The 12,623-nt window shown below is 68.1% G+C and carries 11 protein-coding genes; 7 read left to right on the top strand and 4 right to left on the bottom strand.

Annotation, left to right across the window (positions count from 1 at the left end; genetic code table 11):
• Positions 1-10: 10 nt before the first annotated feature.
• Both J4E04_RS05485 and J4E04_RS05480 read left to right on the top strand, forming a co-directional pair.
• Positions 11-2,284 (top strand): ATP-binding cassette domain-containing protein, encoded by a 2,274-nt coding sequence (locus tag J4E04_RS05485; RefSeq protein ID WP_490150104.1) that lies wholly within the window; start codon positions 11-13, stop codon positions 2,282-2,284.
• Positions 2,285-2,304: 20 nt separating this feature from the next.
• Positions 2,305-2,955: a DedA family protein gene (locus tag J4E04_RS05480; protein WP_222645872.1), complete on the top strand. Its 651-nt coding sequence runs from the start codon at positions 2,305-2,307 to the stop codon at positions 2,953-2,955.
• Positions 2,956-3,053: 98 nt separating this feature from the next.
• On the opposite strand, the gene J4E04_RS05475 is transcribed toward J4E04_RS05480, so the two are convergent.
• A complete protein-coding gene (locus J4E04_RS05475) occupies positions 3,054-3,260 on the bottom strand; it encodes a hypothetical protein (protein ID WP_027504928.1) in 207 nt (68 codons plus the stop codon).
• 161 nt (positions 3,261-3,421) lie between these two features.
• Between J4E04_RS05475 and J4E04_RS05470 the strand changes: the two genes are divergently transcribed.
• Entirely contained in the window at positions 3,422-4,120 is a 699-nt protein-coding gene (locus tag J4E04_RS05470; RefSeq protein WP_490150103.1) for an alpha/beta fold hydrolase, read from the top strand.
• Here J4E04_RS05470 and J4E04_RS05465 read toward each other — a convergent pair.
• Together J4E04_RS05465 and J4E04_RS05460 are read right to left on the bottom strand one after the other, a co-directional pair.
• The gene (locus J4E04_RS05465) at positions 4,113-4,523 is read right to left on the bottom strand and encodes an SRPBCC family protein (RefSeq protein ID WP_490150102.1); all 411 of its coding nucleotides are present in this window, start codon (positions 4,521-4,523) and stop codon (positions 4,113-4,115) included. The genes J4E04_RS05470 and J4E04_RS05465 overlap by 8 nt on opposite strands.
• A 109-nt stretch (positions 4,524-4,632) precedes the next feature.
• A complete protein-coding gene (locus J4E04_RS05460; protein ID WP_490150101.1) occupies positions 4,633-5,106 on the bottom strand; it encodes an OsmC family protein in 474 nt (157 codons plus the stop codon).
• 194 nt (positions 5,107-5,300) lie between these two features.
• Between J4E04_RS05460 and J4E04_RS05455 the strand changes: the two genes are divergently transcribed.
• Positions 5,301-6,662, top strand: a complete 1,362-nt coding sequence (locus J4E04_RS05455; RefSeq protein ID WP_490150100.1) for a flavin monoamine oxidase family protein — start codon at positions 5,301-5,303, stop codon at positions 6,660-6,662.
• A gap of 3 nt (positions 6,663-6,665) precedes the next feature.
• Here the strand turns inward: J4E04_RS05455 and J4E04_RS05450 are convergent, their stop codons facing one another.
• Entirely contained in the window at positions 6,666-8,186 is a 1,521-nt protein-coding gene (locus J4E04_RS05450) for a PucR family transcriptional regulator (protein ID WP_490150099.1), read from the bottom strand.
• 173 nt (positions 8,187-8,359) lie between these two features.
• Between J4E04_RS05450 and J4E04_RS05445 the strand changes: the two genes are divergently transcribed.
• Genes J4E04_RS05445 through J4E04_RS05435 form a run of 3 tightly spaced genes read left to right on the top strand, consistent with a single transcriptional unit; the run spans position 8,360 to position 12,613 of the window.
• The gene (locus J4E04_RS05445) at positions 8,360-9,790 is read left to right on the top strand and encodes a gamma-aminobutyraldehyde dehydrogenase (RefSeq protein ID WP_490150098.1); all 1,431 of its coding nucleotides are present in this window, start codon (positions 8,360-8,362) and stop codon (positions 9,788-9,790) included.
• 28 nt (positions 9,791-9,818) lie between these two features.
• A complete protein-coding gene (gene gabT, locus J4E04_RS05440) occupies positions 9,819-11,162 on the top strand; it encodes a 4-aminobutyrate--2-oxoglutarate transaminase (RefSeq protein ID WP_307091842.1) in 1,344 nt (447 codons plus the stop codon).
• Entirely contained in the window at positions 11,159-12,613 is a 1,455-nt protein-coding gene (locus J4E04_RS05435) for an NAD-dependent succinate-semialdehyde dehydrogenase (protein WP_490150097.1), read from the top strand. The genes gabT and J4E04_RS05435 overlap by 4 nt, the downstream gene beginning before the upstream one ends.
• The last annotated feature ends 10 nt before the right edge of the window (positions 12,614-12,623 follow it).

Below are 12,623 nucleotides of genomic sequence, written 5' to 3'. Positions count from 1 at the left end.
TCCCTACGGCGTGACGACGCCACCGAACGACGCTCTGTCCACCATCACCGTGCGCGGCGCGCGGGAGAACAATCTGCGTGACATCGACATCGATCTCCCCAAACGGTCGCTGATCGTGTTCGCCGGGGTCTCGGGGTCCGGGAAGAGCTCGCTCGTGTTCGACACGATCGCCGCGGAGGCGCAGCGGCAGATCAACTCCACGTTCAGCGCGTTCGCCCAGACCTTCCTGCCGTCCTACGGTCGGCCGGACGCCGACCTCATCGCGAACCTGTCGGCCGTCGTCGTCGTCGACCAGAAGCGCCTCTTCGGCAGCCCTCGCTCCACCGTCGGCACCATCACCGACATCGGCGACTGGCTCCGCATGCTGTGGTCGCGCGGAGTCACCCCGTCCATCGGCTATGCCAACGCGTTCTCGTTCAACGATCCTGCCGGCATGTGTCCCGAGTGCGAGGGGTTGGGCGAGGCGAAGGTCATCGACATCGACGAGTTGGTGGATCAGTCGAAGTCGTTGCGTGAGGGCCCCGTCAAGCACCCGGACTTCCTGCCCGGCAAGTGGCCCTACCGGCTGTACGCGGATTCGGGACTGTTCGATCTCGACGTTCCAATCGAGCAGTACTCCCCGCGCGAGCGGCACCTGTTCTTCGACGCGTCGCCCGGCGAGGTCGAGATGGTCAACCCGGACGCCGTGTTCAAGACGTACGAGGGGCTGCTCTCCCGGTTCCGTCGAAGCTATCTCTCCAAGGATGCCGACGCGTTGAAGGGCAAGTCGAAGGAGGCGTACGACCGTATCGTCACGCGGGGAGTGTGCCCGTCCTGCAGGGGAACTCGCCTCAACGAGACGGTGCACGCCGCGACGCTCGAGGGACTCTCGATCCCCGACGCGTTCGCGATGCAGGTCTCCGACCTCGCCGACGTCATGGACACGTGGGCGCTCGGCGACCTGGACGGCCCACGCCGCGAGGTGGTGACACAGCTCCGTCGACTGGTCGATCTCGGACTCGGGTACCTGAGCCTCGATCGTGCGACGTCCTCGCTGTCGGGCGGCGAGTCCCAGCGCATCAAGATGGTGCGCCACCTCGGCGCCACGCTCAACGACATGCTGTACGTCTTCGACGAGCCCACCACCGGGCTGCACCCGCGCGACGTGCACCGGCTGAACGACATGCTGATCGCGTTGCGCGACAAGGGGAACACCGTGCTCGTCGTCGAACACGACGCGGAGGTGATGGCCATCGCCGACCGCATCGTCGAGATCGGCCCTGGCGCCGGAAAGCACGGCGGCACGGTGGTCTTCGAGGGCACCTGGCCCGAACTGCGGCAGTCCGAGACGCGTACCGGGACGGCGCTGCGTCGAGACGGTCGATCGCGGCGCACCCCGCGCACTCCGAACGGGTGGATGCGCATCGAGAACGCCGACAGCCACAATCTGAAGAACGTGTCGGTGGACATCCCGCTCGGCGTTCTCGTGGCGGTCACCGGTGTCGCGGGCTCGGGCAAGTCGAGTCTGATCCACGGCCACCTCCGCGACATCCGGCCCGACGCGGTGGTCATCGACCAGGCACCCATCCGCGGTTCGCGCCGCTCCTCACCCGCCACCTACACCGGACTGCTCGATCCGATCCGTGCACACTTCGCCAAGCGAACGGGACAACCCGCAGCGCTGTTCTCGCCGAACTCGGACGGGGCCTGCCCCGACTGTCAGGGCACCGGCATGATCTTCACCGACCTCGGCTTCACCGACCCGGTGTCGAGTACGTGCGAGACCTGCCAGGGTCGACGCTTCCGCTCCGGTGCGATCAAGCACACCGTCGACGGCGTCTCGATCGCCGACGTCTTCGACATGTCCGTCGACGAGGCCCGCGAATTCTTCACCGTGAAGAAGGTGCGCGACGTACTCCGGCGGTGCAGTGATGTCGGTCTCGGTTATCTGTCCCTGGGCCAGAACCTGACGTCCCTGTCCGGCGGCGAGCGTCAGCGCCTCAAGCTGGCGACGGAACTGGTGGGCAACTCCCCGGTCCTGGTGCTCGACGAGCCCACCACCGGACTGCACTCGTCCGACGTGGACAACCTGGTCGGACTGCTGTCCGGCATGGTCGACGAGGGTCGGTCGGTCATCGTGATCGAGCACAACATGGACGTCGTCGCGGCCGCCGACTGGGTCGTGGACCTCGGTCCCGACGGGGGTCACGACGGCGGCGAGGTGGTGTTCACGGGCACCGTCGACGAGCTCGTTCTGGCCCGGACGCACACCGGCACCCACCTCGCGCGGGCTCTCGCGGAGTAAACCCCCGGTAAAGTGCGGGCATGAGCGACACCGTCACCGCTGCCGCCAGTACGGAACTGGGTGGAATCGCAGGCTGGGCCGTCAGCCTGATGGAGAGCATCGGCGGGCCGGGCGCCGGCATCGCCGTGGCCGCCGAGAACTTCTTTCCACCGCTGCCCAGCGAGATCATCCTCCCGCTGGCCGGGTTCACCGCGTCGCAGGGTGGCTTCTCCCTCGCGAGCGCACTGTTCTGGACCACGCTCGGATCGGTGCTGGGCGCTCTCGGCCTCTACTGGCTGGGCAAGAAGCTGGGCCGCGACCGGATGTACGCCGCCGTGGACAGGATGCCGTTCGTCAGCACGGACGATCTGACCAAGGCCGACGAATGGTTCGTGCGCCACGGCCGCTCCGCCGTGTTCTTCGGTCGGATGATTCCGCTCGTGCGATCCGGCATCTCGGTGCCCGCAGGCGTGTCCGGGATGCCGGTCCTGCAGTTCCTGCTGTACACGACGCTCGGCAGCCTCCTGTGGAACACGATCTTCGTGCTCGCGGGCTACTTCCTCGGGGAGAACTGGCACTACGTCGAGGATTACGCCTCGGTGTTCCAGTACGTCGTCATCGGGCTCATCGCGGTGGCGGTGGTGGTGCTGGTGACCAAGCGAGTCCGACGGCGCCGACGGTCGGACGCCTGACCGCACCCTGCACCACCCTCCGCGAGTACGCCGATACTGCCGTGGTGGGAGCCAGGATCACGACAGTTCGGACGTACTCGCGGGGGGTAGTGACGGTCCTACTGCGCGAGCGTGGCCGCAGCCTGAGCCCACAGGAAGTACTTGTTGGTGCCGAGATCGCGCACCGTGGTGATGTTGAAGGCAGCCTTCAACTTCTCCGCATCGCCGTCGCTGACGCCCTTGAGGGCCGCGACCGGCGCGTCGGCCAGTTCCTCGATCGTCTTGTCCGCGTATGCCTTGTCGAACTTGTCGGCGATGCCTGCCATGATTTCCTCCTGACGACCGATGCGCCCGCTGCGCACCCCGGTCGACACTACGACTCGGGACTACTCGTGACCTGAGAGTGCGCTGAAAACACCGGCTGCACCATCATTTACGACGAACCGGACGTACTGCCACGTCAAGGAGACCCGGTAGCGTCGGCGCCATGACCCTCCACACCGCGGTGTTGCCGGGCGAACGTCGTCGAGCCACCGTGTTCCTTCATGGTCTCGGGTCGGCGGGTGTCGCTGCCTTCGGGACCGTGGCCGCGGGACTGGACGACCGCCTGCGGTTGCTCCCGGATCTGCTCGGATTCGGCGACAGCGCCGACGTGGCGACCGACGGCTACACCCTGGACGATCACGCGCTCGCCGTCGCCCGGATGCTGGATCAGCACGAACTCGTCGGACTCGACGTCGTCGGACACAGTATGGGTGGATCCATCGCCATCGTCCTGTCGCGGGCACGACCCGACCTCGTACGACGACTGACCGTCCTCGAGCCGAACCTTCTCCCCTTCGACGGCGAGGCGAGTGTCGAGATCGCGGGACAGTCGGAAGAGGACTTCGCAACACAGGGAGTGACGTCACTCATCGCCCGGGCCGACGCCGCGTGGGCGGAGACGCTTCGGCTGGCCGATCCGGTCGCGCTCCACCGCAGTGCTGTCGGCCTCTGTGTGGGCCCGCCGGACACCACCGTTCTCGACATCCTGCTCGCGTCCCACGTGCCGAGAACACTGCTGTACGGAGAACCAACGCACACCGGCCGGCTTCGTCAGGCCGGTGTCGAGGTCGTCGAGATACCGAACGCCGGGCACGTGATGATGGCGGACGATCCCGCTGCCGTCATCCAGGTGCTCAGGTGATCGATGTGCCGGAGCGAGGTCGGCCGAAGACCGCCCGCACGGACTCCAGATCAGCAGCGACGGCGGCGCAGTCCCGCTCGAACTCGTCGTCGGTCATGCTCAGTTGCCGGACCGTGAACACCACCTCGGAGCCGTCCGGATGAGCGAGCACCCGCAGCGGGTTGTTCACGATGGTGCCGTCGGGCAGCGTCACGTCGTGATCCAGCACCCCGAAAGCGTTGCGCGGGACGAACCGCACCCGGACCGTGCCCATCGGTGACTCGGCCAGCAAGTCATCACCGTCGCGGGTGAAGCCCGATGCGAGTCCTGCGGCCCAGGCAGTGAGGTTGTCGACGTCGGCCAGATAGTCGTACACGGCCTCGAGCGGCGCGGGTATCACTGCACTCACGTGTCGACTGATCATCGTAGGAGCGTAGCCACGCAGGAGGCTCTCCGCGAGTACGTCCACAGTGTCGTGATCAGCGGCGATGCGACGACACGTCGGACGTACTCGCGAGGCCCGGGATGGCTCGTCAGGCCGGCTCGGCGCGCGTCCAGGTGTTCACGAAGCCCACACCGCTGCGCACGAACAGCTGCGTCACGGGGCAGCGACGCTCGACCTCCGCGACGAAGTGATCGAACGCGTCACCGGTCGCGTCGGTCTCCACCGTCGCCTCGACGGTGACGGTGTCGAAGTTCGAGTTGCCGTCGGCGCCCTTGACCAGGACGTTGGTGTCCAGATCACCCTGCACACGGAAGCTGAACTTGCCCAGCGTGATGCCGAGGTCCTTGGCGACGAGGGTGGCGGTGACCTGGTTGCAGGAGGTCAGCGCACCGAGCGCGTAGAACAACGGACTCGGCGCCTCGTCCCTGCCGCCGAAGGCCGGGTATGCGTCGGCGTCGAACTCGTGCCCCGCCGTGCCCTCGACGACGAGGTGCTGGGCGACGCCGGTACCGGACGCCTCCACGACGAAGGGAACGACGGAGGTGCGAATGGTGGAAGTCATACCTTCCACGGTCGAGCACCGCACGCGCTCTCACCAGTGTTGCGATCACGCAGATTCTCGGGCAGTCCGTCCGCGACCCCCACGCCGAGGCGTCCAGGTGACGCGACAGGTGTGCGACGTTTCGGCGTTGCGCGTGCCTGCGCCGGACCGGGCAGACTGGAATGACCACAACCCACCTGAACAGGAGCCACACCGTGCCCTCAGTCGACCGGGACGTCGCCATCGTCGGAGCCGGGCCCTCGGGTCTAGCCGCCGCCACCGCGCTGCGGAAGGCCGGCCTCACCGTGGCCGTCCTGGAGGCACGCGACCGGGTGGGTGGCCGAACCTGGACCAAGGAGATCGACGGCGCCGTGCTCGAGCTGGGCGGCCAGTGGGTCTCGCCCGACCAGACGGCCTTGATCGACCTGCTCGGCGAGTTGGGGCTCGAGACGTTCGACCGGTACCGCGAGGGCGAGTCCGTCTACGTCGACACCGCGGGTGTCGCCACGCGCTATACCGGCGAGGACTTCCCCGTCGCGGAGTCGACCGTGAAGGAGATCGACCGTCTCATCGCGATGCTCGACACTCTGGCCGCGGAGATCGGGCCCGAGGAACCATGGGCCCATCCGCAGGCACGCGAGCTCGACACGGTGTCCTTCGAGGGATGGCTTGCGCAGCAGTCCGACGACGCCGAAGCCACCGCGAACATCGGCATGTTCATCGCGGGCGGGATGCTCACCAAGCCCGCCCATGCATTCTCTGCGCTGCAGGCCGTGCTCATGGCTGCGTCGGCAGGCTCGTTCTCGAACCTCGTCGACGACAGCTTCATTCTCGACAAGCGCGTCGTGCAGGGCATGCAGCAGGTGTCGGTCACCATGGCCGAGCGCCTCGGTGACGACGTGCACCTGAACGCGCCGGTGCGGACGATCCGCTGGACCGACGACGGCGTGACCGTTCTCGCGGACGGAAAGCTCGAGGTGACGGCGCGCCGGGTGATCGTCGCCGTGCCGCCGAATCTGTACACGCGGATCTCGTACGACCCGCCCCTCCCTCGCCGTCAGCACCAGATGCATCAGCACCAGTCCCTCGGTCTCGTCATCAAGGTGCATGCGGTGTACGACAGTCCGTTCTGGCGGGAGGAAAGGTTGTCGGGCACCGGTTTCGGCGCCACCCAGATCGCCCAGGAGGTGTACGACAACACCAACCACGAGGACTCCCGTGGCACCCTCGTCGCCTTCGTCTCCGACGAGAAGGCGGACGCGATGTTCGAACTCGGCGCCGCGGAGCGCAAGCGCACGATCCTCGAGTCGATCGCCACGTATCTCGGACCGAAGGCGCTCGATCCGGTCGTCTACTACGAGTCCGACTGGGGCACCGAGGAATGGACGCGCGGCGCGTACGCGGCCAGCTTCGATCTCGGCGGTCTGCACCGCTACGGACGCGACGTCCGCACCCCGGTCGGCCCGATCCACTTCTCCTGCTCCGACATCGCGGCCGAGGGGTACCAGCACGTCGACGGAGCCGTGCGCATGGGCCACCGCACCGCCGAGGTGATCGTGAGCGCGCTTCGAGGCTGACCGTCAGGTCCCGCGTGCGATGAGGGCGAGCAGCAGCTCGGCGCGCACACGGGCATCGTCGAGGGAGCACGGCACCGTCGCCTCGATGCGCGAGACCCTGCTGCGCAACGTGTGTCGATGCACCCCGAGGGCCGAGGCCGCCGACTCCCAGTGGCCGTTCGCCTCGAGGAACGCACGCAGGGACGCCACCAGATCGGTCCCGTTGGCGGTGTCGTACTTCTCGAGGGGCGCGATGGTCGCGTCACCGACGGTCGCGAGGGCCTGACGCGTCGAGGCGTGCGCCAACAGGACACCGCCCACCAACGAGCCGAACTCCACGGGATCGGCGCCCGCCGCGGCGGACGACGCCGCCAGCCGACTCTCCTCCACCGCCTGCGCGAGCTGCGGAACAGGATGCGGCGCACTGATTCCCACCCGGAGCCGCCGACGTTCCGAGATCTCCAGACCGGCGATCGTCGATGCCGCGAACGTCGAATCGTCCGTTCCGCGCACCACCAGGGTCACCCGCGACGACCATCGTCGAGCGAACAGCTGACGGCCCGCCGCTGCGCTGTGGGTCGCCATCGCGGCCTCGACACGCTGGGCTCGCGAGGGCGTGTCGGCATCGACGGTCACGGCGCGCACGGTGCCGTCGGCCCCCGCGGCCAGGTCGATCTGCGCCCACACGGGTGCCAGGCCGTCGAGATCGGACAGCACGAGGCTCAGTGCCACGGAGTTGAGCTTGTCCTGCGCCGACTGCACCCGCGCCGGCTTCTCGAAGTCGAGCGCCAGGAGTGACGCCGCGTGACCCACGAGAATGTGGTCGACGTTCCCCAGCACCGGCCCCACCACCGCCACGTGGCCGTGCGTCGCCGAGCCGATGGCGATGCGCTGCACACTGATCGAGATGCCCGCCGGGGTCACCGAGACCCGGCTGGACACGGTTCCGCGTTCGGCTGCGAGGGTGCGGATCTCTTCCAGCACACCGGAACCGCCACCGCGCGGATGCTGTTCGAGCACCCGTCCGGTGTCGTCGAGGAGCACCACCGCGGACGACGTGGCCGTCGCCAGCTCCCGTACGATCGCGGCGGCGCCCCCGGCGACCACGGCGCGGGTCATCCGCGGCTGCGCACGGGACGCACGCACGACGGCGTCGTACTGCTGCTCCGCCAATCGGTTCATCACGAGAGTCACCACCGCCGCGAACGGCGTGGGCAGGGGGACCTCGAGGACGGGCAGACCCAGCCGATCAGCGGCCTCGACGAGGTCGGACGGCACCTCAGCGAAGGAGAGGCCCGTGCCGAACCCCACCGCCGCCACACCGGCGTCGTGCAGTCCCTCGAGGTACGCCACCCGCTCCGGTGTCGTCACCGGCAGCCTCAACCCCGTGGTGAGCAGCAGTTCTCCGCCGGAGAGCCACCGGAACGGTTCCGACAGTTCCGTGGTGTGCACGAACGATACCTCGCGGTCCAGCCCGCCCGCGCCGGCTCGCAGTTCGAGGGCGAGCGCCTTCTGCGCCAGAACCCAGCGCACCGACACCGTCACGACGTACCCCTCTCCGGTCGGGAAGCTCCCGACGCAAGAGAACACCCCCGCTACCGCACTGGACAAGTCGGAGTGCCCCACCCCCGGACGATCATCGTTTTGTCCGCTGCCGTTTCGCAGCGTCAGGCGCACACTGATCGAACCACCCAGCCGCCCCGACGGAGAGGTACCTCGTGTCGCACGACGTGCTCCGCAACTACATCGACGGCGAGTTCGTCGCCAGTTCGTCCACCCTGACTCTCGACCTGATGAGTCCGGTCACCGAGGAGATCGTGGGCGTCTCCCCCATCTCCACCGAGGCCGACGTGAACGACGCCGTGGCCGCCGCGGAGCGCGCCTTCGCCACGTGGGGCAAGACGACTCCGAAGACCCGGCAGACCGCCCTGCTGAAGCTCGCCGACGCCCTCGAGGCCCACTCGGACGAGCTCGTCGAGGCGCAGAGCCGCAACACCGGCCAGCTGAAGCAGGTCATCGCCGACGAGGAGGTGACCGTCGGAGCCGACCAGCTGCGGTTCTTCGCGGGTGCAGCCCGGATGCTCGAGGGGAAGTCCGCCGGCGAGTACATGGAGGGTTTCACCTCCTACGTCCGCCGCGAGCCCATCGGTGTCGTCGGCCAGGTGACGCCCTGGAACTACCCACTCATGATGGCCATCTGGAAGATCGGGCCGGCGCTCGCGGCCGGCAACACGATCGTTCTCAAGCCGAGCGACACCACGCCCGAGAGCACTCTGGTGCTCGCGAAGCTGTCCAAGGGAATCCTTCCCGACGGAGTGCTCAACGTGGTGCTCGGTGACGGCGGGACCGGCGCGACACTCGTCGGGCATCGGTCGCTGGGCCTGGTGTCCATCACCGGGTCCGTTCGTGCGGGCATCGAGGTCGCCGTCGCCGCCGCCCGCCAGCTCAAGCGCGCCCATCTCGAGCTCGGCGGCAAGGCTCCGGCCATCGTCTTCGGCGACGTCGACATCGCCTCGGCCGCGAGCGGTATCGCCGAGGCGGCCTTCTTCAACGCCGGTCAGGACTGCACCGCGGCGACCCGCGTGCTGGTGCACGAGTCGATTCACGATCAACTCGTCGACGCGCTCGCGGCCAAGGCCCGCGAGCTGACACCGGGCAGCCCGGACGACGCGGACGCGTTCTACGGACCGCTCAACAACAGTCGTCACTACGCGACCGTCACCGACAAGCTCGCGAACCTCCCGGCCTCCGCGACGATCGTCACCGGTGGCAACCGAGTGGGAGACAAGGGCTTCTACCTCGAGCCCACCGTGATCACCGGAGTCGACCAGCGGGACGACATCGTCCAGGAGGAGACGTTCGGACCGGTGCTGACGGTGCAACCGTTCGCCGACGAGGCCGAGGCGATCGAGAAGGCCAACGACGTTCGGTTCGGGCTGGCCTCGAGCATCTGGACCAAGGACCACGGCGTCACCCAACGCGTCAGTGCGGCGCTGGACTTCGGCGCCGTCTGGATCAACTGCCACATCCCACTCGTCGCCGAGATGCCGCACGGCGGCTTCAAGTACTCCGGCTACGGCAAGGACCTCTCGGCCTACGGCGTCGAGGACTACACCCGCCTCAAGCACGTCATGAGCTCCCACGACTGACATTCCCTGCTCTGCGAAGGACTTCACCATGGACATCAGCTACCGCCTTCCTCAGAAGCGCGCTCTCCTCACCGAACTTCCCGGACCGCGTTCACAGGAACTGACGGCCCGACGACGCGCCACCGTCGCCGCCGGCGTCGGTTCCAGCGTTCCCGTCTACGCGGCCGATGCCGATGGCGGCGTGATCGTCGACGTCGACGGCAACTCGATGATCGACCTCGGCGCCGGCATCGCCGTCACGAGTGTCGGCGCCTCCGATCCCGCTGTCGCGGAGGCCGTCCGGGAGCAGGTCGGCCACTTCACGCACACCTGTTTCATGGTGACGCCGTACGAGGGCTACATCGCCGTCGCGGAGAAGCTCGCCGAGCTGACCCCGGGTGACCACGAGAAGCGCAGCGTCCTGTTCAACTCGGGCGCAGAAGCTGTCGAGAACGCGATCAAGGTCGCGCGACTGGCGACCGGCCGCGACGCCGTCGTGGCCTTCGACCACGCGTACCACGGCCGGACGAACCTCACGATGGCACTGACGGCGAAGACCATGCCGTACAAGACGAACTTCGGGCCCTTCGCACCGGAGATCTACCGGATGCCGATGTCGTACCCCTACCGCGACCAGCCGGGGCTGACCGGTGAGCAGGCCGCGCTGGCGTCGATCGACCGCATCGAGAAGCAGATCGGCGCCGACGCGGTGGCCGCCGTCATCATCGAGCCCATTCAGGGCGAGGGCGGGTTCATCGTTCCCGCACCCGGATTCCTGCCGACTCTGCAAGCCTGGGCGCGAGAGAACGGCGTCGTGTTCATCGCCGACGAGGTACAGACCGGGTTCTGTCGAACCGGGTCGTGGTTCGCGAGCGACGACGAGGGAATCGTCCCCGACATCATCACGATGGCGAAGGGAATGGCAGGCGGAATGCCGTTGTCGGCCATCACCGGTCGCGCGGATCTCCTCGACCTCGTCCACGCGGGCGGGCTCGGCGGAACGTACGGAGGCAACCCGGTGGCCTGCGCGGCTGCCCTCGCCGCCATCGAGACCATGACCGCACTCGACCTGTCCGGACGCGCCCGCCACATCGAGTCCCTCGCCATGCCGCGCCTGCGCGCCCTCGCCGAGGAGACCTCGGTGATCGGCGACGTCCGCGGACGCGGTGCGATGCTCGCCATCGAGCTCGTCCAGCCGGGCACCGACATCCCGGATCCCGTCATCACCAAGGCCATCGCGGCGCATGCTCTCGCGGAGGGTGTCGTACTGCTCACCTGCGGGACGTACGGCAACGTCATCCGGTTGCTGCCTCCCCTCGTGATCAGCGACGAGCTTCTCGACGACGCGATGACGGTGCTGGAGAACACGGTTCGAACGCTGGCGGCACAGTGACCGACTCTGCTTCCCTGCTCGCCTCCGTCCCCACCGGTCTGTGGATCGACGGCGCGTTCGTCGACGCCGCGGACGGCGGCACGTTCGCGGTGCACGATCCCGCCACCGGTGACGTGCTGGCCCGCGTCGCCGATGCCGGTGAGAAGGACGCACTGCGGGCGCTCGACAGCGCCGTCGCCGTGCAGGACGAGTGGGCGGCGACCGCACCTCGGACACGGTCGACGATCCTGCGCGCAGCGTGGGAGGCGGTGATCGAGCGCACGGAGGATCTCGCGCTCCTCATGACTCTCGAGATGGGCAAGGCCCTCCCGGAGAGCCGCGGCGAGGTGACGTACGGCGCCGAGTTCCTCCGCTGGTTCAGCGAGGAGGCGGTGCGCATCCAGGGCCGCTACACGCGATCTCCGTCCGGCGCGGGCCGCATCCTCGTCGCGAAGGTTCCGGTGGGTCCTGTTCTCGCGGTGACTCCGTGGAACTTCCCGCTGGCCATGGGAACCCGCAAGATCGGCCCCGCCCTGGCGGCCGGGTGCACGGTACTGGTGAAGCCGGCCGAGGACACGCCGCTGACGATGCTGCTGCTCGCCGAGATCATGGCGGGCGCCGGGTTGCCGGCCGGGGTCCTGTCGGTACTTCCCGCGTCGAACGCTCCCGCGGTCACCGAGCCCCTGCTCGCCGACGGGCGACTCCGCAAGGTCACCTTCACCGGTTCCACGCGGGTGGGCAAGATCCTCATCGAGCAGTCGGCGCGCAACGTTCTGCGTACGTCGATGGAACTCGGTGGTAACGCACCGTTCGTAGTCTTCGACGATGCCGACATCGATGCCGCCGTCGACGGCGCCATGGCGGCGAAGATGCGCAACGGCGGAGAGGCCTGCACGGCTGCCAACCGCCTCATCGTCGCCGAGAGCGTCCGCGAGGAGTTCACGGAGAAGCTCACCGCACGGATCGCGGCGCTCACCGTCGGGCCCGGCTCGAGCGACGGGACGAACGTGGGGCCGCTGGTGAACGAGAAGCAGCGCACCAACGTCCGATCCCTCGTCGACGATGCGGTCGCCGCCGGCGCCCGCGTGCGCACGGGTGGTCACGTCATCGACGGCCCGGGCTGGTTCTTCGAACCCACCGTGCTCGACGAGGTTCCGCCGTCCGCACGCATCGTGCGCGAGGAGATCTTCGGACCCGTCGCGGCCATCACGAGTTTCGTGGACGAGCAGGACGCCGTCGATGCCGCCAACGACACAGAGTTCGGACTCGCCGCATACATCTACACCCGCGATCTCGATCGGGCACTGCGTGTCTCGGACAGGATCGCGAGCGGCATGGTCGGTGTGAACCGGGGCGTCGTGTCCGATGTCGCAGCCCCGTTCGGCGGAGTCAAGCAGTCCGGTCTCGGCAGTGAGGGTGGCACCGAGGGCATCGACGAGTACCTCGACACGAAGTACGTGGCTTTCCAGTAGGTCCGGTTCC

This window comes from Rhodococcus sp. NFXS4 (assembly GCF_058139645.1).
This window is presented reverse-complemented; position numbering and strand designations above follow the sequence as displayed.